Annotated in this window: 25 protein-coding genes; 15 read left to right on the forward strand and 10 right to left on the reverse strand. The window is 70.5% G+C overall.

The genetic code is table 11. The annotated features are described in order from the left end of the window. The first annotated feature begins 130 nt into the window (after positions 1-130). Positions 131-1,063 carry a universal stress protein gene (locus IF20_RS14670; protein ID WP_052865596.1) on the forward strand — a complete coding sequence of 311 codons (933 nt, stop codon included), beginning with the start codon at positions 131-133 and terminating at the stop codon, positions 1,061-1,063. 15 nt (positions 1,064-1,078) lie between these two features. Here the strand turns inward: IF20_RS14670 and IF20_RS14675 are convergent, their stop codons facing one another. Next, the gene (locus tag IF20_RS14675) at positions 1,079-1,717 is read right to left on the reverse strand and encodes a DedA family protein (protein WP_052865597.1); all 639 of its coding nucleotides are present in this window, start codon (positions 1,715-1,717) and stop codon (positions 1,079-1,081) included. 309 nt (positions 1,718-2,026) lie between these two features. Here IF20_RS14675 and IF20_RS14680 point away from each other — a divergent pair, with 309 nt between their 5' ends. Then, positions 2,027-2,623 (forward strand): superoxide dismutase family protein, encoded by a 597-nt coding sequence (locus IF20_RS14680; RefSeq protein ID WP_052865598.1) that lies wholly within the window; start codon positions 2,027-2,029, stop codon positions 2,621-2,623. 78 nt (positions 2,624-2,701) lie between these two features. On the opposite strand, the gene IF20_RS14685 is transcribed toward IF20_RS14680, so the two are convergent. The 3 genes from IF20_RS14685 to IF20_RS14695 form a co-directional block, all read right to left on the reverse strand. Further along, positions 2,702-3,178: a DoxX family protein gene (locus IF20_RS14685; protein ID WP_052865599.1), complete on the reverse strand. Its 477-nt coding sequence runs from the start codon at positions 3,176-3,178 to the stop codon at positions 2,702-2,704. 201 nt (positions 3,179-3,379) lie between these two features. Continuing rightward, the gene (locus IF20_RS14690) at positions 3,380-5,095 is read right to left on the reverse strand and encodes an alkaline phosphatase D family protein (protein WP_052865600.1); all 1,716 of its coding nucleotides are present in this window, start codon (positions 5,093-5,095) and stop codon (positions 3,380-3,382) included. A gap of 186 nt (positions 5,096-5,281) precedes the next feature. After that, complete coding sequence (locus IF20_RS14695; RefSeq protein WP_052865601.1) at positions 5,282-5,926, reverse strand: HNH endonuclease family protein; 645 nt, start codon at positions 5,924-5,926, stop codon at positions 5,282-5,284. 245 nt (positions 5,927-6,171) lie between these two features. Here IF20_RS14695 and IF20_RS14700 point away from each other — a divergent pair, with 245 nt between their 5' ends. Next, the gene (locus IF20_RS14700; protein ID WP_052865602.1) at positions 6,172-6,930 is read left to right on the forward strand and encodes an ABC transporter permease; all 759 of its coding nucleotides are present in this window, start codon (positions 6,172-6,174) and stop codon (positions 6,928-6,930) included. 180 nt (positions 6,931-7,110) lie between these two features. Further along, a complete protein-coding gene (locus tag IF20_RS14705; RefSeq protein ID WP_052865603.1) occupies positions 7,111-7,692 on the forward strand; it encodes a TMEM165/GDT1 family protein in 582 nt (193 codons plus the stop codon). Positions 7,693-7,790: 98 nt separating this feature from the next. Here the strand turns inward: IF20_RS14705 and IF20_RS14710 are convergent, their stop codons facing one another. Beyond that, positions 7,791-8,453: an HAD-IA family hydrolase gene (locus IF20_RS14710; RefSeq protein WP_052865604.1), complete on the reverse strand. Its 663-nt coding sequence runs from the start codon at positions 8,451-8,453 to the stop codon at positions 7,791-7,793. A gap of 180 nt (positions 8,454-8,633) precedes the next feature. After that, positions 8,634-9,737: a peptidoglycan-binding domain-containing protein gene (locus tag IF20_RS14715; protein ID WP_052865605.1), complete on the reverse strand. Its 1,104-nt coding sequence runs from the start codon at positions 9,735-9,737 to the stop codon at positions 8,634-8,636. A 211-nt stretch (positions 9,738-9,948) separates the two neighbouring features. Between IF20_RS14715 and IF20_RS14720 the strand changes: the two genes are divergently transcribed. Further along, positions 9,949-12,009 carry an MDR family MFS transporter gene (locus IF20_RS14720; protein WP_052865606.1) on the forward strand — a complete coding sequence of 687 codons (2,061 nt, stop codon included), beginning with the start codon at positions 9,949-9,951 and terminating at the stop codon, positions 12,007-12,009. A 21-nt stretch (positions 12,010-12,030) separates the two neighbouring features. Here the strand turns inward: IF20_RS14720 and IF20_RS40500 are convergent, their stop codons facing one another. Both IF20_RS40500 and IF20_RS14725 read right to left on the reverse strand, forming a co-directional pair. Next, positions 12,031-12,159 carry a hypothetical protein gene (locus tag IF20_RS40500; protein ID WP_267881131.1) on the reverse strand — a complete coding sequence of 43 codons (129 nt, stop codon included), beginning with the start codon at positions 12,157-12,159 and terminating at the stop codon, positions 12,031-12,033. 6 nt (positions 12,160-12,165) lie between these two features. Continuing rightward, the gene (locus IF20_RS14725; protein ID WP_052865607.1) at positions 12,166-12,495 is read right to left on the reverse strand and encodes an antibiotic biosynthesis monooxygenase family protein; all 330 of its coding nucleotides are present in this window, start codon (positions 12,493-12,495) and stop codon (positions 12,166-12,168) included. A 51-nt stretch (positions 12,496-12,546) separates the two neighbouring features. Here IF20_RS14725 and IF20_RS14730 point away from each other — a divergent pair, with 51 nt between their 5' ends. From IF20_RS14730 to IF20_RS14780, 10 genes are all read left to right on the forward strand, one after another. After that, positions 12,547-14,241, forward strand: coding sequence for a recombinase family protein (locus IF20_RS14730; protein WP_199896601.1), 1,695 nt, complete (start codon positions 12,547-12,549; stop codon positions 14,239-14,241). A gap of 483 nt (positions 14,242-14,724) precedes the next feature. Further along, positions 14,725-16,035, forward strand: a complete 1,311-nt coding sequence (locus IF20_RS14735) for a DUF3631 domain-containing protein (protein WP_052865609.1) — start codon at positions 14,725-14,727, stop codon at positions 16,033-16,035. 405 nt (positions 16,036-16,440) lie between these two features. After that, positions 16,441-16,629 carry a hypothetical protein gene (locus IF20_RS14740; RefSeq protein ID WP_052865610.1) on the forward strand — a complete coding sequence of 63 codons (189 nt, stop codon included), beginning with the start codon at positions 16,441-16,443 and terminating at the stop codon, positions 16,627-16,629. Continuing rightward, a complete protein-coding gene (locus tag IF20_RS14745; RefSeq protein WP_052865611.1) occupies positions 16,622-17,059 on the forward strand; it encodes a hypothetical protein in 438 nt (145 codons plus the stop codon). Before IF20_RS14740 ends, IF20_RS14745 begins: the two co-directional genes overlap by 8 nt. A gap of 14 nt (positions 17,060-17,073) precedes the next feature. Then, positions 17,074-17,922, forward strand: a complete 849-nt coding sequence (locus tag IF20_RS14750) for a phage major capsid protein (protein WP_199896602.1) — start codon at positions 17,074-17,076, stop codon at positions 17,920-17,922. 411 nt (positions 17,923-18,333) lie between these two features. Then, on the forward strand, positions 18,334-19,569 hold the full coding sequence (locus IF20_RS14755) for a helix-turn-helix domain-containing protein (protein ID WP_052865612.1): 1,236 nt from the start codon (positions 18,334-18,336) through the stop codon (positions 19,567-19,569). Positions 19,570-19,963: 394 nt separating this feature from the next. Next, the gene (locus IF20_RS14765) at positions 19,964-20,239 is read left to right on the forward strand and encodes a hypothetical protein (protein WP_052865614.1); all 276 of its coding nucleotides are present in this window, start codon (positions 19,964-19,966) and stop codon (positions 20,237-20,239) included. After that, positions 20,236-20,514 (forward strand): DUF7848 domain-containing protein, encoded by a 279-nt coding sequence (locus IF20_RS14770; protein WP_052865615.1) that lies wholly within the window; start codon positions 20,236-20,238, stop codon positions 20,512-20,514. The genes IF20_RS14765 and IF20_RS14770 overlap by 4 nt, the downstream gene beginning before the upstream one ends. 132 nt (positions 20,515-20,646) lie before the next feature. After that, positions 20,647-21,555, forward strand: a complete 909-nt coding sequence (locus IF20_RS14775) for a radical SAM protein (RefSeq protein ID WP_110944172.1) — start codon at positions 20,647-20,649, stop codon at positions 21,553-21,555. A 28-nt stretch (positions 21,556-21,583) separates the two neighbouring features. Beyond that, entirely contained in the window at positions 21,584-21,931 is a 348-nt protein-coding gene (locus IF20_RS14780; RefSeq protein WP_052865616.1) for a hypothetical protein, read from the forward strand. A gap of 219 nt (positions 21,932-22,150) precedes the next feature. On the opposite strand, the gene proP is transcribed toward IF20_RS14780, so the two are convergent. Together proP and IF20_RS14790 are read right to left on the reverse strand one after the other, a co-directional pair. Further along, positions 22,151-23,629 carry a glycine betaine/L-proline transporter ProP gene (proP, locus tag IF20_RS14785; RefSeq protein ID WP_110944173.1) on the reverse strand — a complete coding sequence of 493 codons (1,479 nt, stop codon included), beginning with the start codon at positions 23,627-23,629 and terminating at the stop codon, positions 22,151-22,153. A 347-nt stretch (positions 23,630-23,976) separates the two neighbouring features. Beyond that, positions 23,977-24,663, reverse strand: a complete 687-nt coding sequence (locus tag IF20_RS14790; RefSeq protein WP_052865618.1) for a hypothetical protein — start codon at positions 24,661-24,663, stop codon at positions 23,977-23,979. Positions 24,664-24,892: the final 229 nt, after the last annotated feature.

Here is a 24,892-nt window from a genome sequence, read left to right on the forward strand (position 1 = left end):
TATCGCCTGTAATGCGTACCGGCCGGACCGCTCGCCCGAGGGGCACCGGCCGCAGTGGCCGCGACGGCCGCGGAATCCGGCGGGGGCGCGGTGGCCGCGCGGCCCGCCGGCGGATCGTAGGGAGGCACAGATGGACAGGTTGCCGGTCATCGTCGGGGTGGACGGGTCCCCGGACAGTGAGCGGGCGTTGTACTGGGCGGCCGAGGCGGCCCGGCTGCGGTCGGCGCCCCTCCAGGTCGTCCACGTGTGGCCGTACGTCACCTCGGCCCGCGCCGCCGATGCCGAGGCGGGCACCGGCGACGCGGTGCTGGAGGAGCTGCGGGCGAAGCTGGCGGCGGGGCCGGAGCTGCCGGAGGTGGAGTTCCGCAGCCTGAGCGGGCTCACGGACGTGATCCTCCCCGGGCTCGGCGAGCAGGCGCAGCTGCTGGTGCTCGGCTCGCGCGGGCGCGGCGGCTTCGCGAGCCTGCTGCTCGGCTCCAACGGCATGGCGTGCGCCGCGCACTCGGCAGCGCCCGTCGTGGTCGTCCCGCGCCCGGACCGGGGCGGCGCGCGACCGGAGGCGGCGGACGAGGGAGGCTCCGCGGGACCGCACGGGCGCGTCGTCCTGGGGATCGACCCGACGACGGAGGAGGCGGGGGAGAGCAGCGCGATCGACTTCGCCTTCCAGGAAGCGGCCCGGCGCGGGGCCGTCCTGCAGGCGGTCGCGGCCTACATGTGGCCGATGGCCGTACCGGTCGCCTTCGACTACGTCGTCGCCTACGACACGACGCAGCGGGAGTACGAGGACACGCTGGGGAAGCAGGTGTCGGCACTGCTCGCGCGGTACCGGGAGCGGTATCCGGACGTTCCGGTGGAGGCCGAGCTGGTGCCTGCTGACGCGGCGGGGCAGCTGGTCGAGGAGTCCCGGCGGAGCGACCTGGTGGTGGTCGGACGGCACCGCCGGCGGCTGCCGATCGGCCCCCGGCTGGGTTCCGTGGCGCACGCGGTGCTGCTGCACGCCCTGTGCCCGATCGCGGTGGTGCCCGATGCGGTACGGGAGGAGGCGCCGAAGGCGGCGGAGTGACGGCCTTTCGGGGGATTACCCGGAGTGCGCCGCGGCGCGCTCCGGCCGGCGCATCACGTACAGCGCGGCGGAGCCGGCGGCGAAGAGGGCGAAGACCGAGACGGCCGTGCTGAACCAGGTCGCGCCGAGCAGGTGGCCGCCGAAATAGCCCAGGGTCACGCTGTACGCGGCCCAGGCCACCCCGGCCAGCATCGACCAGGGCAGGAACTCGCGGACGGTGCGGTGGGCGACGCCCGCGCCGAGGCTGACGACCGAGCGTCCGGCGGGCGCGAAGCGGGCGAGGACGACGACGATTCCGCCACCTCGGGTGAGCGCGGTGCCGAGACGTTCCTGCGCCGCTGCCAGGCGACGGGAGCGGGCGATGGCGCGGTCGAAGCGGTCGCCGCCGCGCCAGGCCACCCGGTACGCGGCCAGGTCACCGAGCACGGAGGCGGTCGCGGCGCACAGCGCGAGCGCGAACAGGTCGGCCACGGCCGAGCCCCCGCTCATCGACGGGGCCCCGACGGTGGCGGTGCGGGTGCCGGCGGCGGTCGCCGCGGCGATGAGCAGCACGCCGCTGGGGAGGAAGGGCACGAAGACGTCGAGCAGGACGCAGAGTCCGACGATCAGATGAATCCACGGGGGATCGGCCAGCGCCCCCAGACTTTCCAGCACCTCGTCACTCCAAGTCGTCCCCGGCCGCGACGTCGCATGGCAGCGGCAGGGGCGGCTTGTCGCTCGTACAGCCATACAGCGTACGCCTGACATGTCCTGAGATCGGGCTCGGGGGCCCCAGGTGTTGTCCGAATCACGCGTTTCCTGCCAGGCAGTTCGCCTGCTGGGCTACGCGGTGGGCCGTCCTGGCCCCGCGTACGACACCCACCCGGCGCCGGCACGACTCGCGCGACGGCCGGCCGGCGGCGACGGTGAGGTCATGGCGCGCGTCGCGCGCTTCGGTTACGGGGAGTGACGAGGAGGAAGAGGATGGCGGCAGGAATCCTGACGGGAACGGCCACGGCGCTGCTCATGGCGGTGTCCGCGGCGGCGGCGCCCGCGTACGGCGCCACGCCGGGCGGCGGGGATCTCGTGGTGGGGAAGGAGAGCCGGTTCGCTCCGGTGTCGGAGTTCGATCCTTCCGACGCGGTGACGTACGACACGAAGAAGGTGCCGACCAGGGCGCGCATCGCGGTCGCGCAGTGGAAGAACGACCACGGGATGACCATCCGGCTGAAGGTGAAGGGGCTGCAGCCCCACCGCACGTACGGCGCGCACGTCCACACCAAGCCGTGCGGCGAGAAGCCGGACGACTCCGGGCCGCACTACCAGAACCGGAAGGACCCGCACCAGCCGTCCACCGACCCGCGGTACGCCAACCCGGAGAACGAGGTGTGGCTGGACTTCACCACGGACTCCGACGGCGACGCCTCGATGTCGTCGAAGCACTCGTGGTGGTTCCGGCCGGGTGAGGCGCGGTCCGTGGTGATCCACGACCACAAGACGGAGACCGGCCATGGCCACGCGGGCATGGCGGGCGACCGGTTGGGCTGCCTCAGCGTGCCGTTCAAGCACGCGGCGAAGTAACCGGGCCGGGAACGGGCTGAGGGCCGCCGGGACGGGCGGCCCTCAGCTCGGTGAGCGGAGCGGACGGGGGCTGCGGCGTCAGGCGGCGCTGGGCTCCCGGCGGGCGGCGGCGGGTGCCTCGGCGTCCTCGCCGCGGTCGCCGGAGCCGAAGAGGATCCGGTCCAGGGCCCAGGCGCCGGGGCCGGTGAAGACCAGCAGGAGGAAGGCCCAGGAGAACATCGCGGAGGGCTCGCCGCCGTTCTGGATCGGCCACAGCGCCTCGCCCTGGTGGACCGAGAAGTACGCGTACGCCATGGAGCCGGAGCTGATCAGGGCGGCGGTGCGGGTGCCCAGGCCGAACAGGACCAGCAGGCCGCCGACGAGCTGGATGACCGCCGCGTACCAGCCCGGCCAGGTGCCGGCCGGGACGGTCCGGCCCTGGCCCATCGCGCCGCCGAGGACGCCGAAGAGCGACGCGGCGCCGTGGCAGGCGAAGAGGAGGCCGGTGACGATGCGGAAGAGCGCCGTTGCGTGGGGTCGGCCGCGTTCGGTGAACGCCGAGAGGGAACCGGGCATGACAAGACTCCTGCGGTGGGGGACGGAACCGAGAGGCCTGAAGGTTAGGCCTGCCTTAGTCGTACTTGCAAGTTCAAGTGTTTGCCGAACCTCTTGGTCTGGACCAGTGGCGTGCCGTCACCATGGTCCAGACCAATGCGGTCGTCAAGGGGGTGCGCAGCCCCCGGTTTTCCTTCGTGCCGCTCCCGGTCCTCCCCGGGATCACGTCAGCGCGCGCTCCAGCACCCGCTCCAATCGCGTGGCGCGCCCCGGCGCCGGGCGCCCCCGCCCGCCGCGCCGTCCCTCCGCGCGGGCCTGGTCCAGGCTCAGCCGGGCGTCCCGGCCGTGCAGGGTCAGCGTCATCAGCTGGTTGCCGAACCACGGCCCGCCGGTGCGGCGCCAGGACACCGGCGGCCGGGCGGCCCGCACGTGGCGGGCGAGCGCGCGCCCCAGCCACCGGCCCGCCCGGCTCCACCCGAACCGGAAGCCCGCCCGCATCGCCGCCGGAATGCTGTTGTGCACCGGCGAACAGGTCAGCTGCAGGACCCGGCCCGCCGGCTCCTCGCCCGCCGGCCAGTGCGGCTCCGCGATGTACGCGTGGTGCACGTCCCCGGACAGCACGCACACCGTCGCGGGCGCCGCCGGGCCGGAAGCCGCCTCGGAGACCAGCTCGGCCAGGGCCGCGAACGACTCCGGGAACGCGGACCAATGCTCCAGGTCGGCCCGCTGCCGCAGCGCCTCACCGCGCCGGGCCCAGCGCGGACCGCGGGCCCCGCGGCACAGCGCCGCGTCCCACACCTCCGCGTCGTGCACCAGGTGCGGCAGCAGCCAGGGCAGCGAGCTGCCGATCAGCAGGTGGTCGTAGCCCCCGGGCGCGTCCAGCACCTCCTGCCGCAACCACTTCGCCTCCGCGGCGTCCAGCATCGCCCGGCGGCCCTCCTCCAGGACGCGGGTGGCCCGGGTGTCGACCATGACCAGGCGTACCCGCCCGAAGTCGCGCCGGTAGCTCCAGCGCGCGCAGGCGGGGTCGGCGTCCGCCGCCGCGGCGAAGTCGCGCACCAGGTCGGTGCCGTCGGCCGCGGCGCGCACCCGTGCGTACAGCTCGTCGCGCGCCAGGTCGGCGGGGGACAGGTTGCCGAGGTGCTGGTGGACCCAGTACGACATCAGGCCGCCGAGGAGCCGGTCGCGCCACCACGAGGTCGCCCGCATCCGTGCCTGCCAGGCGGCCGAGGTGTTCCAGTCGTCGATCACGTCGTGGTCGTCGAAGATCATGCAGCTGGGGACCGTGGAGAGCAGCCAGCGCACCTCCGGGTCCAGCCAGGACTCGTCGTAGAGGTGGGTGTACTCCTCGTAGTCCGCGACCTGCGTCCAGGGCGGCTTCGAGGTGTCCCGGCGGCGGGCCAGCACGGTGGCGGTCGCCTCGGAGGTCTGGTCGGCGTAGACCTGGTCGCCGAGCAGCAGCAGGACGTCAGGGCGGGGGTGCTCCGGATCGCGGGCCAGGGTGGCGGCGAGGGTGTCCAGCGCGTCCGGCCCGACGGGGTCGTGCTTGTCGCCCGGCATCCCCGGCACGGCCGCCAGGTGGCTCCGGCTCCCGGAGGGCGGCGCGGCCCACCGGCAGGAGCCGAAGGCCACCGCGAGCGGGCCGCGCCCCTCGGGCGGCAGCGTGCGGATGACGGAGGGCGGGTACGGGCTGTCCGGCAGCGGCCAGACCTGTGCTCCGTCCAGCAGGACCCGGTAGGGCGTCTCGCCGCCCGGTGTCAGGCCCTCGACGGGGACGAGGGCGTAGTGGTGCCCGGCGACCTGCCAGGTGCGGTCGGTGCCGGTGGCGCCGCTGTCGCAGGCCACGGTCACCTCGCAGGGCTTCTCCGTCTCCACCCACACCGTCGCGCTGTCCTCGTCCACGTAGCGCAGCAGCGGTCCGAGCCGCAGTCCGGTCATCGCGGTCCTCCCTCGCGCGGGCCGGTGCCCGCACCTCGGTACGGGCAGCCGCCCGCGCGTCGGCTCCGAGGATAGGAGGAGGACGCCGGCTCCTCAGGGGGCCGGTGCTGCGGGGGGAGAGGTGGGACGGGCGGCTCCGCAGGCATGGGTGGAGGGCGGAGCCGCCCCATCTGTGGGGCCGTCGGGTCAGCAGCCGTCCAGGATCTTCTTCAGCGCGGCCTTCTCGGCGGAGTCGGCGGTCATTCCGTACTCGTGCTTCACCCACACCCACATCCGCGCGTACTCGCAGTGGTAGGTGGTCTTCGGCGGCAGCCACTCGGCGGGGTCCTGGTCGCCCTTGGACTGGTTCACGTTGTCGGTGACCGCGAGCAGCTGGGAGTGCGTGAGGTCGTTGGCGAGCTGCTCGCGGCGCGCCGTGGTCCAGTCGGCGGCGCCGGACTTCCAGGCCTCGGAGAGCGGCACGACGTGGTCGATGTCGACGTCCGAGGTCTGCGTCCAGGTCGCGCCGTCGTACGGGGAGGTCCACGAGCCGCTGGTCGCGGCGCAGCTGCCGTCGGTCTCGACGTTCTCGCCGTCGCGCTTGAGGACGACCTCGCGGGTGTTGCAGTTGTCGCCCTGGTCGCTCCAGTGCGGGAACTTGTCGCGGCTGTAGCCGTCCTGCGACCCCTCGGCCTGCTCCTTGATGTCGGCGAGGTAGGTGCGGGCGGTGGCGGCGCTCGGCGGGGTGGGCGGCGCGGCCTCGGCGGTTCCGCCGCCGAGCACGAAGGTGCAGAGGAGCGCGGCGGCCGAGCCGGCGGCGAGGGATGCGCGACGCGCGTAGACCTTGGACATCGGATCTCCCGTTGGTGTGGGGGAAAGGGGGAAGCCTTGAACGGTCGGTCGGTCGGGTGGCCGGTCGGGCGACCGGCCGGTGGTCCTTCGGGCCACACGGTGGTCCGTGGGGGTTTCCGCCGCGTGGTCTTCAGGTAACAGAGTGACGACATGCTCACGTCAGATCAAGAGGTGACGCGCCGCCAGGCCGCCCCGAACGCCCGTGCGTTGGGTTTCTCCCTCGCCCGCCGCCTTAAGGTGATCGTGTGCTGCTGCCGGTGAACGCCACCCTCGCGGTCGTGCTCGCGGTGCTGCTCGTCGCCGCCGTGACCGTCGCCGCGCTGTGCCGGCTGGACCACGCGCGGGCCATCGCCGTCGCGGGACTGCGCGCCGCCGCCCAGCTCGCCGCCGTCTCCTTCCTCATCGGCTGGGTCGTACGCGCCCTGCCACTGCTGGTCTGCTTCCTGCTGCTGATGCTCGCGGTCGCGGTGCGTACGGCGGGCCGCCGGATCACCGGGAACCACACCTGGTGGTGGGCCGCCGCGCCGATCACGGCCGGCGTGCTGCCGGTCGTGGCCCTGCTGCTCCTGACGGGCCTGGTGCCGCCCCGCGGGGTCTCGCTCGTCCCGGTGACCGGCATCCTCATCGGCGGCGCGCTCACCGCGACGGTGCTGGGCGGGCGGCGCGCGCTGGACGAGCTGGAGACGCGGCGCGGGGAGGTGGAGGCGGGCCTCGCGCTGGGGCTGCTGGAGCGGGAGGCCCGGATGGAGGTGGCCCGGCCGGTCGTCTCCGACGCGCTGCTGCCGGGGCTGGACCAGACCCGGACCGTGGGACTGGTCACGCTGCCGGGGGCGTTCGTCGGCATGCTGCTGGGCGGCGCCTCACCCGTTCAGGCGGGTGCGGTGCAGCTTTTCGTCCTGGTGGCGCTGCTCGCCGTGCAGGCGGTCGCGGTGGCGGTGGTGCTGGAGCTGGTCGCGCGCGGGCTGCTGCACCGCGTACGCTTGATCCCAGCAGAAGGGGAGTAGCTCTTCGCCGGACCGTCGACATACTGCAGGCCCTCGTGGCCTGCCGGCGCCCGGAGCGTACGGATCCGTCCGTACGCCAGCGAGACCTTCGGCCGCAGTGTCCGACGCTGCCGTGCCGAAGCGACCCCTTTTCCCCGGGCCCCTTTCGGCGCGGCCCTATCGAACGAGGTATTCCACCCCGTGTTCAGCTTCTCCGTCGCAGCCGTCGTCTTCGGCGTCGTCTTCCTCGCCGAGCTGCCCGACAAGACCGCTCTGGCCGGGCTGATGCTCGGCACGCGCTACCGCGCGTCCTACGTCTTCGCGGGCGTGGCCGCGGCCTTCGTGGTGCACGTCGCGCTCGCCATCGCCGCCGGCAGCGTGCTCACCCTGCTGCCGCACCGCCTGGTCCAGGGCATCGTCGGCGTGCTCTTCCTCGCCGGCGCCGCCGTCCTGCTGTTCAAGAAGGACGACGACGAGGAAGAGGTGAAGAAGCCCGCCGACCAGAGCTTCTGGAAGGTCTCCGGGGCGGGCTTCATGATGATCCTGGTCGCGGAGTTCGGCGACCTGACGCAGATCATGACCGCGAACCTCGCCGCCCGCTACGGCGACCCGGTCTCCGTCGGCATCGGCGCCGTGCTCGCCCTGTGGGCGGTGGCCGCGCTGGGCATCCTGGGCGGCCGCACGCTGATGCGGTTCGTGCCCCTGAAGCTCATCACGAAGATCGCCGCCTGCGTGATGATCGTGCTCGCCGGGTTCAGCCTGTACGAGGCGATCACGGGCTGACCGCCCGGACAGCGGCGAGGGGTCTCACCCGGCCGGGTGAGGCCCCTCGTGGTTCCTGTCGTGGTTCCTGGCTCCGTAATGCGGTCCTCCGGGGTGGGTCAGGCGGCGATGTGCAGCCGTACGCCGCCCTCGGGCAGCACCTCGACGCGCAGCTGCGTCAGGTCGTCCACCTGCACCGTCGGCGCGAAGGCCGCGGCCCGCTCGCCCACGCCCACGACGCGCATGCCGGCGGCCTGGCCGGCCCGGATGCCCGCCTCGGAGTCCTCGAACACGAGGCAGTCCTCGGGGGCGAAGCCCAGCTCGGCCGCGCCCTTGAGGAAGCCCTCCGGGTCCGGCTTGCTGGCGCTCACCGACTCCGCGGTGATCCGTACGTCCGGCATCAACAGCCCGGCCGCGCCCATCCGGGCCTCGGCCAGCGGCACGCTCGCGGAGGTCACCAGGGCGTGCGGCACGGCGGCGATGGCGGCCATGAAGGCGGGCGCGCCGGGCACCGGCACGACACCGTCGGTGTCCGCGGTCTCCTGCGCCAGCATGCGCCGGTTGTCCTCGTGGTTCTGCTCCATCGGGCGGTCGGGGAGCAGCGCGGCCATCGTGGCCCAGCCCTGCCGGCCGTGCACGACCTTCAGCACTTCCTCGGCGGCCATGCCCTGCTCGGCGGCCCAGCGGCGCCAGCAGCGCTCGACGACGGCCTCGGAGTTGACGATGGTGCTGTCCATGTCGAGGAGCAGCGCGCGGGCGGTGAGCGTGCGAGGTGCCGTCATCGGCGGACTCCTGTGCCGGAGAGCTGGAGTGGTGGGACAAGAGCGGCCCCGCCCGCCGGTCAGGGGAAGCGGGCGGAACCACTTTGTTCAACCACGATACAAAGCGCTCGGGTCGCACGCCAAGCCCCCCTGGTCAGCAGGCCAGGGGGGCGAGGTGGTACAGGCGGCGCAGGGGCCGGGTCAGGGCTCGTGCGTGAGGAACTCCAGCGAGGTCCGGGTCGCGGGCCCGTACACGCCGTACGGGTCCTCGGTCTCGCCGTACGTCCGCTGGTACCGCGCCACGGAGGCCGTCACTCCGGCGTCGTACCGGCCGTCGGCGGGCCCGGCGTACAGCCCCAGCTGCGCCAACCGGCGCTGCAACTCGGTCACCTCGGGGCCGCTCGCCCCCTCGGACAAGGTGGCCCCGGACCCCGCCCGCAGGCCCCCGAGCGCCTCGCCGCCGCTCCCCGAGGCGCGCGTCGTGGGGGCGCCCGGCGAGCGGGTGAAGGGGGTGTCGGCGGCGCTGGTGGCGGCTCGCGGGTCGGACGGCCGGGCCGCCGAGCGGGAGGCGGCGCCCGGAGCGGTCGGCCGGAGACCGGCGGCCTCGGCGCCCCCGTCCGGTAGGCCGGCCACGGGGCGCTCGGCGCCGTCCGCCAGCGGGAGGCCGGTCTCGTGCGGGGAGTGCAGCTCGCCCCCGAAGAGCGCGGCGCAGACCGAGCCGGCCGCCGCGGTGACCATCAGTCCGGCCAGCAGCACCGGGCGCCTGCGCCGCTCCGGCTCGGGCCGGTCACCCGCCTGCCCGGTGGCCTCGTCCGGCAGATCCATGAACGCCACCGGCCCCGCCACCGGCAGTCCGTCGGGGCGCCGCCCGGACGCCGCCCGGGAGCCCGGCCGGGACAGCTGCCCGGCCTCTTGCGGGGCGTGCGGCGGGTAGGGGGCCGCGGACAAGGGTCCGGGAGGCGCGGGTAACGCTTCGGAGGCCGCCGTCGGTAACCCCCCGAGCGGCGCGGCGTGCGGCTCGGCGGCCGGGGCGGCGGACGGCTCCGCGGTGCGCGGTGGGGCGAACGGCGGGCGGGGCACCCGGACGTACGAAGGCGGGGGGAACGCCGGCGGGCCGTAGGCGCGCACCGTGAAGGCGCGGGGCGGGCGCGGCGGATCGTCGGGGTCGGGCGCGTCCGGCAGGGACACGTACGGCCGGATGTGCAGCGGGTCGAAGTCCTGGGCGGCCGCCTGCTCGCACCGGCAGCCGGGGCGGCCGCCGGTCCGAGCGGGGGCTAAGCAGGTCGGGCAGTTCCTGGCCGTCACGTGCGTCCCCTCCCTAGTTGTCGGTCGCGATTATGCATATGCCGCCGCCTTCTGCACAGGGCCCCAGGATGTGGAGAAGCGGAGTCCGACGCATCGCCCAACGTGTCATAGCGGGGCAAAATGAGCGGGACGGGGAGTGCGGCTCCGCCCGCGGGCGCGGTCCGTCGCCCCGCCCCGCTCCTCGCCGCGGTACCGACGTAAGGAGACGTCCATGGCGCAGGACACCGACGCTCCCGCCGTCCCCGCCGAGGCCCCGCCGCAGCGGACCGTGCTGGTGGCGATCGGCGCGCTGCTGCTCGGCATGCTGATCGCGGCGCTCGATCAGACCATCGTCTCGACCGCGCTGCCCACGATCGTCAGCGAGCTCGGCGGCCTGGACCACCTCTCCTGGGTGGTCACCGCCTACCTCCTGGCGTCCACGGCGGCCACCCCGCTGTGGGGCAAGCTCGGCGACCAGTACGGCCGCAAGAAACTCTTCCAGACCGCCATCGGGATCTTCCTCGTCGGCTCCGTGCTCTGCGGCATCGCGCAGAACATGCCGGAGCTCATCGCCTTCCGCGCGGTCCAGGGCCTGGGCGGCGGCGGGCTGATGGTGCTGTCGATGGCGATCGTCGGCGACATCGTGCCGCCCCGCGACCGCGGCCGGTACCAGGGCCTCTTCGGCGCGGTCTTCGGCGCGACGAGCGTGCTGGGACCGCTGCTCGGCGGGCTCTTCGTGGACCACCTCAGCTGGCGCTGGGTCTTCTACATCAACCTGCCCATCGGCGCGGTCGCCCTGATCGTCATCGCCACCGTGCTGCACATCCCGGCGAGCCGCACGCCGCACCGCATCGACTACCTCGGCACCGCCCTGATCGCCGCGGTCGCCGCCTGCTTCGTGCTGATGACCTCGCTCGGCGGCGTCAGCTACCCGTGGGGCTCCTGGCAGATCATCGGCCTCGCCGTGCTCGGCGTCCTGCTCCTCGGCGCCTTCGTGCTGGCCGAGCGGCGGGCCGCCGAACCGGTGCTGCCGCTGCGCCTCTTCCGGCTCCGTACCTTCGCGCTGACCTCGGCCATCGGCTTCGTCATCGGCTTCGCGATGTTCGGCGCGATGACGTACCTGCCGACGTTCCTGCAGGTCGTCCACCGGGTCTCGCCGACCATGTCCGGCGTGCACATGCTGCCGATGGTCATCGGCATGCTGCTCTCCTCCACGGCCTCCGGCCAGCTCGTCAGCCGGACCGGGCGCTACAAGATCTTCCCGATCGCCGGCACCGCCGTCACCGCCGTGGGCCTGCTGCTCCTGCACAACCTCGATCGGTCCAGCAGCGTCGTCGAGATGAGCGGCTACTTCTTCGTCTTCGGCCTCGGACTCGGCCTGGTCATGCAGGTGCTGGTGCTCATCGTGCAGAACGCCGTGCCCTACGCCGACCTGGGCGTCGCCACCTCCGGAGCCACGTTCTTCCGCTCGATCGGCGCATCCTTCGGCGTCTCGATCTTCGGCACGATCTTCGCGAACATGCTGGGCCCGCGGATCGCCGACGCACTCGCCGGCCGCCGGCTCCCGCCGGGCGTCGACCCGGGCACGCTGGCCCAGGACCCGCGCGCGGTGGCGAAGCTGCCGCCCGGCCAGGCCTCCGGCGTGCTGGACGCCTACGCGACCTCGATCACGCACGTGTTCCTGTACGCGGTGCCCGTCGTCCTCGTCGCCTTCGCGCTGGCCTGGCTGCTCAAGGAGGAGCCGCTCCGGGGCTCGGTGACGGCCCCGGACACCACGGAAGTCCTGTCCTCGAACCCGGTCGAACGCTCCTCCCGCGACGAGTGCGCCCGCGCGCTGACCAAGCTGGGCTGCCTGGAGGGCCGCAAGAAGCTCTACGAGACGATCACCGCGCGGGCCGGCTGCGACCTGAAACCGGCGGCGAGCTGGATGGTGCTGCGGATGTATCGCTACGGCTCCGTGGAGCCCGCACTGCTCGCCGAGCGCAGCGCCGTCCCGCTCGGCGTGATCTCCGAGGCCACCCGGCAGCTGGAGGCGCGCGGGCTCGCGGAGCGCCAGGGCATGCCGATGGTCCTCACCGAGGCAGGCCGGCGGGCCGCCCACCGCCTCGCGGCCGCCCGCCAGGAGGCCCTAGCCGACCTGCTGGGCGACTGGTGGACCAAGGACCGCCCCACCGACCTGACCGAACTGGTCCAGCAGCTGACCGCCGAGATGGGCGGCTCGGACGCCGAACGCCCGCACAACGGCGACGCCAGGAGGCCCCAGGGCCGGGCGGCGGGAGCCCACCCGGCGTGACGGCCACGGGCCTCCCGGGCGTCAGTGCAGCCGCTTCTCGGACGCCACCTCGTCGAGGTAGGCCCGCAGCATGGCGGTGGCCGGCGCCGAGCCGACCGGTTCGGCCCCGGCCGTCCACACCGCGCGGCCGGTCCCGCAGCCCCCCGTCACGGTCCTTCAGGCGCTCTTCGGGGCGGCCTGCTGGACGACCTCGAAGGACCACACGGTGGAACCGGAAGCGGCCGGCTTCGGGCGCTCGCCGCCCTCGCCGCCGCCCTGGTGCGCGGCCTTCATCGGGCCCTCCATCCACGCCTGGAAGGACTCCTCGTCACGCCAGCGGGTGTACACCAGATACTGGTCGGTGCCCTCCACCGGACGCAGCAGCTCGAACCACTCGAAGCCGTCCGAGGACTCCACGGCCCCGGCGCGCGAGGCGAACCGCTTCTCCAGCACCTCCCGCTGCTCCTCGGGAACGGTCAGCACATTGATCTTTACCACGCTGGGCACATGACACCTCTCACAAATAGGACGCCGGACTGGCGCCTTAACCTTGACTCCGTGCGTGCAGTCTCTTACATCCGCCAGTCCAAGCGTCGCGAGGATGACTCGCAAGCGTCCCCCATGGCCCAGCGGGAACGCTGCTCCTCCTTGATCGCCTCCAAGGGCTGGGATGACGCGGGGCACTTTGAAGACGTGGGCAAGTCGGGCTGGGATCCCGGCGTCCACCGCCCCGGGTTCGAAGAGATGATGGCTGCCGTTCGGGGCGGTCATGTGGACGCTGTGATCGTCTTCTCCCTGTCCCGGCTCACCCGGCGGGGAGCGCTGGAGGCCATGAAGATCATCGATGAGCTGGAGCGGTACGGCGTCCGCCTGGTTTCGGTGGAAGAGCCCTACCTGGACACCTCCACGCCGGTGGGCGTCGGAATCCTGGCCATCATCGCGGGACTCGCTCAGCAAGAGTCGGACTTGAAGTCCGAATACATCACCTCAACGAAGGACACCCTTCGCCGAGCCGGTAGCCACGTTTCCGGACACGCCCCTTTTGGCTTTCGAACGGAGCGCAAGGCTCGTGGAAAGCTCACTGTGACCCGGCTGATACCGGACCCGATCGAGGCGCCGATAGTCCGGGACATGGTCACGTGGGTAGGCGACGGACTGACCGCATCGGCTGTATCCAAGCGGCTGAACGAATCGGGAGTGCTTACAAAGGCGGCTGGTCTCGGAGAATCCGGGGCCAAGCGGATTGAGGCACGTCGGGAACGTGTCGGGTCGTCCGAAGCGGCGACACGGACCGGTTGGACCTCTTCCACAGTCCTCCGCATCCTCCGCGACCCGCGTTTGGCCGGGTACGCCATGGAATGGCAGGGGCGCCAGAAGAAAGTCATAGACGCGGATGGCAATGTGATCCCCGGCAAGGCAGGGAAGCGGGTGATCCTCCGCGATGACGAAGGGCGCCCTGTGGAGGCGCATGAAGCGATAATTCCTGCCGACGAGTGGTGGAAACTCCAAGACGTGCTGGATGGTCGCACCAAAACGGTTGTGCGGTCTGGCCGACGGGTACCCACGCTCTTGGCTGGTCACGGATTGCTGTTCTGTGACGTATGCGGCTCGGTCATGGTCAGCGACAGACGCTCAGGAAAGCTCTACTACAAGTGCAACCGTGCGAGTGGCGTTGTGGCTGGGCATGGCGGACTTGTCATCAGCATGGCCGATGCGGATGACGCAGTGGCTCGCCGAGTATGGGCGCGACTCACAGCCATGGACCCCGACGGCGAAGACGATAGGGAATGGCTGGCGGAAGCGGCTCGCAGATTCGCCCATCAGCGAGACACTTCGCAGCGCGAGACGGAGCGTGCGGCGACGCGCGCAGAGTTGGAACATGTCCGTGAAGCCCTCCGAACCCTTTATCAGGACCGGCAACAAGGGCTGTACGCCGGTGAGGTGGGCAGCGCAATGTTCCGGGAGTTTGTGGAGCGCCTAACGGCTCATGAGCAGCGGGTGACGGAACGCCTGGCTGAATTGGATCAAGCGGCGAATGTCGCGATCAAGATTCCTGCTGAGTGGACGGCTGTTGACGGAGATCCCATTGGGGAGGGAACGCCTTGGTACGGGTGGAGTCTGGAAGACCGCCGAGAATTCCTCGCCTTCTTCATTGATTCAGTGAGAATCGCAAAGGCTGCCGGGCGAGGGCGTTATGCAAACACTCGGGATCGCATCCTGATTCGTTGGGCAGAAAAGCCTGGCAACGGATAGCCTCCGGTTCTCGCAGTGAAGGGGTCCAGCCATCGGGCTGGGCCCTTTTGCGTTGCTGGAGGCGGTGGGCTGTCCCGTTGTCCCGTCCTGTCCCGCCCCGCGCGGCGGACCACCAGTGCAGGGGCCGGGTGTAGCGCTCCTCAGTTACTGATGTCACGGCCCCCGGTGCATGGCGTTAGCCCCCGGCGCCTGCCGGGGGCGCCATCGAAAGGACAACGGCATGAGTCACACCGAAGAACTTCCCGACGCGCCCGCGCATCCGGTACCGCCAAATGCGCCTGGCGAACCTTGGACGTACCGGGTTGAGTGCCCCTACTGTCCCCGCATCCATACCCACGGCGCCGGACGGTCCGCCGAAGACGCCCGCACCCATTACGGCCCCCGCAGCGCACATTGTGTGGACATCGTGCAGCGTGGCAGGCGCATATTCGACGCCACCCCTTACCTGGGCCGCTCTTACCGCCTCATTCCGGCGGTGGCCGCATGATGGACATTATCGAGATTGATGGCTACGCCTTCCAGGCGGACAAGTTGGCGGAGGCGGAGGAAAAGGCAGAGCCGCCAGTCCCAACCGGCGCCGAAGCGCTGGCGGACCTTGAGGGAGCACTCAGGCGGTTTGTGTGGTTTCCCAAGCCGCATCACTTCACGGTGGCGGTTTTGTGGACGGCCTACACGCACCTGCTGACACAGTGCCCCGGACTTCCCATTGCGCCACGACTCGGCATATTTTCCGGCGCCCCTGGGTCCGGCAAGACGCGCGCTTTGGAGGTTCTTTCCAAGTTGGTCGCCAATGGGCAGGACGTAGGCTCCATGTCGTCGGCGGCCATGCTGCGAATCATCGCGGCAGCGGAAGCATCGGAAGAACCAGGAACGTCCCCTGTCGTTCTGTTCCCTGACGAACTAGACCGAACGTACTCTGCCAATTCCGCAGGAAATCAGGATGATCTAACCATCATTCTGAACGCGGGATACAAGCGCGGTGCGGTGGTGCTGCGTGCACACAAGGACAAGCAAACGGAGGTAGTTCGATACCCGTGCTTCGCTCCGGTCGCGTTCGCCGGACTGGCAACGGCCCGGCTTCCGGACGCGCTCCTGACGCGCACGTTCGTTATTCACACAACGCGCGCTCGACGGGAGGAACGACCCGAGCCGTATTTCCCCTTGGCGCATGATGAAGAACTGGTCGAGGTTCGAGAGAGCGCGGCCCGATGGGCCAGGGATACGGCCCATCGATTCGTCAATAAAGAAAAGCTACTGGCCGAACTCCTGGCCCCGGAAATCGGGGACAAGGTGGATGGCCGAGACCATGAAATCTGGTCGTGCCTGTGGGCCGTTGCGGTCACCGCCGGGGATGAGTGGCGGGAGCGCTGCATGGCGGCGCTGGAGGCTGCCCAGGAGGAGTCACGCGACGGAAGCGCTACGGGTTCCGCCTCCATGCGGCTCCTGACGGCCCTGCGAACCCACTACCGGGGCCTGGAGCGGCGCGGCAGGGTGAGGGTCGGCATTAGCCGGGACGACGCCTGTACGGCGGCGCTGAACCTGGACCCGCTGGCGTTCTCCCGGTTCGACGGCCGGGAGGAATTGCGACCGGAAGATGTGGGGCGGCTGCTACGTGAGCACGGTTTGAAGTCCACGCGTGTCCGTGTCGGCAGTGAACGGTCCTATGGATGGCATTGGGCGGATCTGCGGGACGCTTGGGAACGAGTCCTGCCGCCACTGGACGACGGCGACGGAGAAGACCCGGAAGCCATAGAAGAGAACCCCTCGGCTGACATCTTCGGCCAGTCTCGCTAACGCCGCACATGGCGGGACAGGACGGGACAGCGGGACAACGTAAGACGCAGAGCAAAGAGTGTTCCGGTGGCGGAAATAGAGACTTCCGGCCGGCTGGTCCATTCAGGAATTGCGAATCAGTGCTCGCCTATCCCGATGTAGCGGTCCTCAGTTAATGGACAAGGAGGGCGCTGTCACGGTCCCCAGTTAATGCATGTAGAAGGCCCCCGCCCTACGTAGGGGGTTCTCGCCCGGCGGCGTCCGGGTGCGCGCAAGCGCCACCAACCGGCCACCAAACCTCGCGCCCCGGTATCCCCGGGGCGTGGGGTTTTCGCATACCTAGAACTCCCCCTGGAGCGCCTTGTGTTTCTTGAGCGAATCAACCTGATCCGACGTCTTATCGCTGCCCTTGGTGACGCACTCGACATGGCCCGCGAGACGGGCACGCTTGACCGTTTCCCCGACTTCTACGAACTCCGGGAAAAGGCGGCCAAGGATCTCGGCGAGATGGTCCGCACCGCCTACAACAACGGGGGCATCACGGAGGCACAGGCGCAGTCCGCCATGCGCCCGATCTACTCCACCGCGAACGAGGCGCAGCACACCAGTGCCTGAGTCCACCGAAACAGCCGCGGACGCCTACGCGGCGGCACCGGAGGCGGAGGCGGTCGCGGAAGTGCCCGAGACGGCTCCAGCCCCCGGAGACGGCGGGACGGGGCCTGATGCGGAAGCACTTCAGGCGCGTGTCCGTGAGCTGGAGGAGGAGCGGGACCGTCTGGCGGCCGAGAGGGCCGAGCGGGACCGCACGGACGCCGTGGCAGCCGTCGTGAGCCGCTACGAGCACATCACGGGGGAGATCGTCCAGGCCCTTCCCGAAGACCTCCCCACGGACCGCCTGGAGGCCGTTGCGGGTGCCGTCAACAAGGCTATGCACGCGGCCCTAAACCCACCCGGCCTCGGACGCGGGGGCCTCACCCCATCCGGAGAACGGCGGGCCACCTGGGACGGCCTTTTCCGCTCTGCCCTTGAACAGCGCAACCTCTAAGCAAGGAAAGCTACTTGTCTCTTCTGACTACTACCCCCGGCGTCTCCGGCATCACCCCCGACGACTACGGCCCGCTGATCGTCCAGCCCGTAGAGCGGCAGAGCGTCGCTCTCCAGGTGGCCAGCAAGCTGAAGACGGACCGCACCAAGGTCCACATCCCCATCGTGCACACCGACGCGGGCGCGTCCTTTGTGGCGGAGGGGGAGGAGATCGCCGAGACGGATGCCGTCATGGGTGAGCTGGAGATCGTCCCGTCCAAGTGCGCGGGCCTGTCCATCGTGTCGTCCGAGCTGGCTGAGGACAGCGACCCTGACGCACAGAAGCTCGTGGGTGACGGTCTGGCCCGTTCCATCGCCGGGGCCCTGGACCGCTCGTTCTTCGGCAACCTCTCCGCACCCAACCCGAAGGGCCTGGAGAGCGTGGACGGCGTGGGCACCGTGGACGCCGGAACGAAGTTCACCAACCTGGACGCCTTCCAGGAGGCCATCAACCGGGCCGAGGACGTGGGCGCCACGATCACGGCGTTCGCTGCGAACCCGGTGGACGCGCTGACCCTGGCCCAGCTCAAGCAGACCAAGGACAGCAACGTCCCGCTCCTGGGCTCCGACCCGACCGCGCCGACCCGGCGAACCATCCTGGGCGTCCCGCTGTTCGTCTCCAACGCTGTGGCCGCCGGGACCGTGTGGGGTATTCCGCGTGACCGCGTGATGGTGGTCATGCGCCGGGACGTGACCCTGGACGCCTCCAAGCACGTCCGGTTCACGCGGGACCAGGTGGCCATCAAGGCCACCATGCGCGCGGCGCACGCCTTCCCGCATCCGGCCGCGATCCAGCGCGTCCGTCTCACGGCGTCCAAGCCTTAACGCCAACGAACCGGCGGCCGGGGGTGGGGTACACCCCCCTTGGCCACCGCCGGAAGACCGAAGCGTGATAGCGGCTCCGTCTCTGTACGGGTTCCAAGGTCTTTCAGAGCCGCCAGGCACACCCCAACTCGCCAGCGACCAGCGGAAACGCCGAGTCAGCCGCTTCACGCAGGGGCCATAACCGCAGATTCGGCGACCCGAGAGCCTGCGTTTCGAAGGTGCTCCCCCGGCCGGCGTGGGGCCTCTCGGCGACCGGGAGCCCTGGCATTGCTGGGCTCCCACCCCCCTTCGAATCCATGGCCCCGTGCCTGCCCGACGCCGGGCGGGTGCGGGGCCTTTTACGTGCTCTGAGACCAGGGTGCGGGCGTACGCTGCGAGTACGACTGCCGTACCTGTCAAGGAGCGCGCACCATGGCTACAGGGCTTGCCGAGAACGTCAGGAACTACCGTCGCACCGCCGGTATGAGCCAAGAGCAGCTAGCCGAAGCGGCAAACGTGTCTGTCGGCACCGTCCGCAAGGTGGAGCAAGGCGGAGACGTGCGCATGGAAACCTTGCACGCCCTTGCCCGCGCCCTCGGCGTCGCCACTTCCACGCTCTTCGCCATCGAGGCCCCGACGCCCGTCATCGGTGATGAGGCTAACCGCCGTTACCTGGTGGAGTTGCGAAAGGCGCTCATGCCCCCCGTTGGCCTATCAGCGCCGATCACGAACCTGGGAGAGGCCGACGAACTGTCGGTGCTCCGCAGGGCCACGGCGGACGCTCACGCGCTCTACTGGGCCGACCGGTACGACTCGGTGGCCAAGCGCCTTCCGGGGCTGCTGCGGTCGGCTGAAGCAGCCGTGGAGGCGTTGGAGGGCGAGGAGCAGCAGCGGGCAATGATTGCCCGTTGCCATGCGCTGTTGCTGACCGGCAAATACCTGACGCAGGTGCGGCAATACGACATGGCGTATTTCGCCCTGGTGGAAGCGATCCGGCTTGCCCGGGAGACGGGGCAGACGCTGACCGCTGCGACGGGTGTCGTAGGCATGTGCTGGCTGCTGCTGAGGCAGGACCGGTTCGATGAGAGCGAGCAGCTTGCCGCGCAGACCGCAGCAGAGATCGAACCCCGCATGTCGGACGCCAGTGCCGCTCACCTCGCCGTGTGGGGTGAGCTGTGGCTCAGGGTTGCCTCTGCCACCGTGCGGAACAACCGCCCAGACGTGGCGCACGAGGCCCGCAGGATGGCCGGGACAGCCGCTAGTGCGATGAGCGGCGAGAACGCAGAGTTCCCCCTCCACTGGGGCGGCTTTGGCCCTGTCACGGCGGAACTGAAAGCCGTGGAGGACCTGGCGCTGCTCGGAGACGCGCGAGGCGTTTTGAGCCGGTCGGACGACGGCCTGTTGGGCAGCAAGGCGCTCCGCAACTTCGGCAAGCCGACGGCCCCGAACTGGGACCGTCACCGGCTGGACGTGGCCCAGGCACACGTCACGCTCAAACAGCACCAAGACGCCATGGACATACTGATGTCCGTCCGGCGCACATCGGGTGAATGGATCAAGCATCAGCCGATGGCCCGCTACGTGATGACGGACCTGCTCAAGGCCCGCAAACGCACCCTGACGCAGGACATGCGCGACATGGCCACACACCTGGGCGTTTCCGGCTAGCTACTACGCAGCGTGGCAGTTCCCCTGTCAGCGCCCCAGAACTGCCATGCCACGTACGTGGATTGACCCGTTCCGTGACCGTAGCTTCTCGGTATTCCAGCGTCGAACGGACCAGGGGCCGAGAGATGGTGCACAGGACGGATGCAGACCGTCAGCGCAGGCGTGACCTTGCCGACGCTTCGGCGGGTGCCTGGACCCCCGCCACGGGCACATACGCGGTGGACAAGACGACCGGCCGAATCGGTGAGGTACGCAGACTGTTCGAGGGGTCCGCGTACCTCGTTCCGCCGGGTGGCGGCGCTGAGTGGGCGGTTCGGCCCGACCAGTTGCGCGAGCCCACCGCCGAGGAGCACGAGCGGGCACGGGTCTGGACGCGCCCGGTCGGGAGCCGACCGTGAGCCGGGCCTACTTCGCGCCGCACCACAGTTACTCAGAACCGCCGGTCGATCTCCCCGCGCGGGCCTCATCGCTCGAACCGGCGCCGGTTGAGGGCTGCAAGGTGTGCGCGCACGCTGCGGCATGGCGGCAGGCGTTCCGGACGGGAAACGGCACGACGGACGGCTACACCAACCAGTCCCGGGCCGTGGACTGCTCACTGGAGATCCGCAACCACCCGCACCAGCCGCGCGTAACGGGGCTGCCGATCGACCCCCCGGCGGTGCGTCCGTGAGCACCCGCAGCGTGATCCGGGCCGTGAAGCACGCCATCGGCACGCACCCGCGTAGCAAGATCACCGTTTCGGCACGCTGCATGAACGGCGGATGCCCGTGGACGCTGGAGACGACCGCCGACCTGAAGGCGGCCGACCTGGCGATGATGACCCACACGGGCCGGACTGGGCACCCGACGTTCGCCCGGACGTTCAAGGACGTGGCGCTCGTGCGCCGTCTGGAGCTGAACGAGGGACGGACGGCAATCCCGCCGCTTCCGTCCGAGGGGCCGTAACAGGCGCGCACGCGGCCCGCTAGCCCCCGCCCCTCTCGCGGTGGACTGAAGGCGCGCAACACCGTGTTCCCCCACGCTGCGCAGCCCGCTTGAGGGGCGGGCAACCTCTCCCACAGTCGCAAGGAGGCGGCGATGAGCCCTGGCCGGAACCGACTGAAATTCGCATGGCTGGAGGTCACGGGTTTCTGTAACGAGTTCTGCGATCACTGCTATGCAGACTCCTCCCCGAAGGGGACGCACGGCACGATGACCCTCCAGGACTGGAAGCGCACCATCGATCAGCTCGCGGCCCTGGGCGCGCTGGACGTGCAGTTCATCGGCGGGGAACCGACCCTGTACCCGCACCTGCCCAGCCTCATCCGGCACGCCCACGGGGTGGGCCTGTCCGTGGAGGTGTTTTCCAACCTCACCCACGTTCGTGATCACCTGTGGGCGACTTTCACGGACTGCGGGGTCAAGCTCGCCACGTCGTACTACTCCGACACGGCGGACGACCACGACAAGGTGACCAACCTCCGGGGGTCGCACCGGCGGACCCGAAGCAACATTCAAAAGGCGCTCAGCCTGGGTATTCCGGTGCGCGGCGGCGTGGTCGCGGTGCGCAAAGAGCAGCGCGTCCAGGAAGCGGCCAAGGACCTCGTGGCCCTCGGCGTGGGCACGGTCGGCGGCGACCGGACCCGGGCGTTCGGAAGGGGGAGCCGGGGCGCCGCACCGACGATCGCTGACCTGTGCGGACACTGCGCCCACGAGAAATGCGCTATCGGCCCGACGGGTGACGTGTGGCCGTGCGTGCTGGGCCGCTTCCTGACCATCGGCAACGTGCGAGAAGCGCCGCTCCCCGACATCTGGGGAGGCGCGCGTATGGCCAAGGTGACGGCCGAGATTACCGCCGTACACGGCGAGGGGGCGCAGTCCTGCACGCCCCCGCAGTTCCTGCCCATGTGCGGGCCGTGTCAGCCGTGCGTCCCCTCTGTGGGGCACTGCGACCCAAGGGAGGCTGACGCCGTGGCCGGGGCGACTACGATCGGCGCACCCGCCTGACCCGCTGAGATCACCAGGGAGCGCGCACATGCACGATCACGGCGACGACTTCGGCCCGTGGGGTTCCGACGGCACCGCCAGCGCCATACAGCGAACTGAGGAAGAGTGGGCCGCCATCGCCCGGTACGTCCGGCACGCCGCGAACAAGATTGGCCCCGATCTTCCGCTGTGCCTCCCTGGCGAACCCCAAGAGTGCGGGCGGCCCGCCCAGCAGCACGTCTTGGCGTGGTCGGCGCACCTGAAGGCGGCGGCCCATCACCTGATTGAGCAAGCCACCCCCAGCAGGGAGAGGGGCGCTCACGCCGTCGGAACCCTCTACCAGCGACGACTGACCGAGCTGCGAGACCAGAGCGCGCGCACACACGTCCAGCAGTAAACCGGTACTGGCCCCACCCGCGCGTACCCAGATGCCGCGCGGGCGGGGCCTCTATGTGCGTGGCTTGACACACTCATTGATCTTCACGATGCTCATGCCGTCATCCTGCCCCATCGGACGAAGCGGCTTCCGGGCACCCCGAGACGTTTTCGGACGCGAACGAGCCCCCTGCCGCGGGGGCAGGGGGCTCGTTCGCGCAGTCGCGGGTGAGCGGCGGGGTCAGGCCGCCTTGCTCAGTTCGCGGGCCTCGGCCTCGGTGGCCACCGCGGGCTTGGAGCCCGGGAGGGGGCGGCCTGCGCTCTCGGTCATCTTCCACACCGCGAGGCCGCCGATGACGCCGGCCGCCATCATGTAGTACGCGGGCATCATCTTGTCGCCGGTGGCGCTGATCAGGGCCGTCACGACCAGCGGGGTGGTGCCGCCGAAGAGCGAGACGGAGATGTTGAAGCCGATCGACAGGGAGCCGTAGCGGACCTTCGTCGGGAAGAGGGCGGGCAGCGTGGACGGCATCGTCGAGGTGAAGCAGACCAGCAGCAGGCCGAGCGCGGCCATGCCCAGGCCGATCGCGGCCAGCGAGCCCTGGCGGATCAGCAGCAGCGCCGGGACGGAGAGGGCGAAGAAGCCGATGCAGCCGGCGGCGATGACCGGGCGGCGGCCGAAGCGGTCGGAGAGCCGGCCCGCGAACGGCTGGACGCACATCATCAGGGCCATCACGGCCAGCACGACCAGCAGGCCGTGCGTCTCGTCGTACTTCAGCTCCGAGGTCAGGTAGCTCGGCATGTACGACAGCAGCATGTAGTCGGTGACGTTGAAGACCAGGACCAGGCCGATGCAGAGCAGCATCGCGCGCCACTGACCGAAGATCATCTCGCGGATGCCGGACTTCTTCTCGGCGGCCCGGCGCTCCTTCTCCTGCGCCGCGGCCTCCTTCTCCAGCTCGGCGAAGGCCGGGGTCTCCTCCAGCCGCATCCGCAGGTAGAGGCCGATGATGCCCATCGGGCCCGCGATCAGGAACGGGATCCGCCAGCCCCAGGAGAGCAGGTCGTCGTGGCTGAGCAGCGCGGTCATCAGGGTGACCAGGCCCGCGCCGCCGATGTAGCCGGCGAGCGTGCCGAACTCCAGCCAGCTGCCGAGGAAGCCGCGCTTCTTGTCGGGCGAGTACTCGGCGATGAAGGTGGAGGCGCCGCCGTACTCACCGCCGGTGGAGAAGCCCTGCACCAGGCGGGCGACCAGCAGCAGGACGGGGGCCCAGACGCCGATGGCGGAGTACGAGGGGATCAAACCGATCGCGAAGGTGCCGATCGCCATCATGATCATGGTGATGGCGAGGACCTTCTGGCGTCCGATACGGTCACCCAGCGGACCGAAGACCATGCCGCCGATGGGCCGCACGAGGAACGCCGCGGCGAACGCTCCGAACGTCGACAGCAACTGCGCGGTCGAATTCCCGGACGGGAAGAACACCTGCCCGAGGGTGACCGCGATGTAGCTGTAGACGCCGAAATCGAACCACTCCATCGCGTTCCCGAGCGCGGCTGCCGAGACCGCCCGCTTGGCCATGGCCGGGTCGACGACCGTGGCACCATGTCGCTGCTCGCTCGAAGGGGCCCGGCTTTTCGTGCGGGCACCGGGGCCCGGGGCGACGGAGGTGTGCGTCGGCACGTGTTCGCTCGCCTGCGCTCTCTGGGACGACTGCATTGCAAAGCCCGTCGGGCCACCGACGGGCGAATGTCGACCTTAGGGGCAGAACGGATCCTCACGGACTGTGGTCGTCCGGTTGCGGAATCGGGGTGAAACCCGCTCGTTCCAGGGGTGATGCGGCGGACAGAACGGACACCGGAAAAGTATTCCTGTGATCCTTATCGCTGCGATCATGTGCAACTGAGGGCCCTGATGTGACCCATCCCACGTGACAGCGCGGCATTCCGGGGAACGCCGCGCCGTCGGATCGTCGCCCGTCCAGCATCCGTCCGGCGGCTCCGCGGCGCCAGTCGGACGGATGCGGGAGCGTCACCTCAGGACGGCCGGTGAGGGAAGCGGCCGGGTCAGCCGGTGACGGTGATCTGCGACGCCGGGTCCGTCGTGTCGGACACCGCGTACGTGGCGCCGAACGTCGAGGCGGTCGCGCTCGTCGGGCAGCCGAAGCCGCCGACGACGGTGACCGGCACCGAGGCGCCGGAGAAGGTGAGCGTGGACGGCGCGCCGTTGGACCAGCTGCCGTTGACGGTGGCCGGTCCGCTGGGCGCGGCCGTGACCGTGCAGCTGGCGAGGCCGCTGGTCTTCACGACGACGCCGCCCTTCGGAATGCTCATCACGGCGGTGCTGGGCGAGCCGTTCTGCATGGCCACGCCCCACGCGCCGCTGGTGGTGACGGTGGCGCTGACGCCCGGCATGCTCGTCGTGCACGAGCTGTACGTCGGGGCGCTGATCGAGCTGGTCACCGGGCCGGCGTCGTTGTGGTTGCCGGGCGCGGCCGGTACCTGGCCGGTGGAGTTCGACACCGAGCAGGTCACGGTCACCGAACCGGCCTTGAAGGTGGCCTTGCCGGTGAGGTTCGCGGCGAACGCGTGGCCCGCGGGGGTGACGGTGGTGGAGCCGGCCGCGAGGCTCGGGGCCGGGGCCGCGGCGGTGGCCGGTGCGGTGACGGCCAGGCAGAGCGCGCCCGCCGCCGCGACGCCGGTGCCGGCGGCGAGCAGCGTTCGGGCATGCGTACGGGGTCTGAGCTGCATCATCGAGGGGTCTCCTTGCGGTTGCCGTTGCGGGTGATCGAGCGATCGTGCGGTACCGGTACGGAGTGCTGGTGGTGCAGATGTGCAGATGCGCAGACGTGCAGTTGCGCAGACGAGCTGTGTGCTGTGGTGCGGCTGTGCCGTGGTGCGGTGGTGGTGCAGGGCGTCCTCGGCCACGGCCGAGGCGGCCGAGGACGCCGTTCTTGGGAAGGGCGGCCGGGGCCGCCGTGCG

The sequence above is a fragment of the Streptomyces niger genome (assembly GCF_000718305.1).
GTDB lineage: Bacteria > Actinomycetota > Actinomycetes > Streptomycetales > Streptomycetaceae > Streptomyces > Streptomyces niger.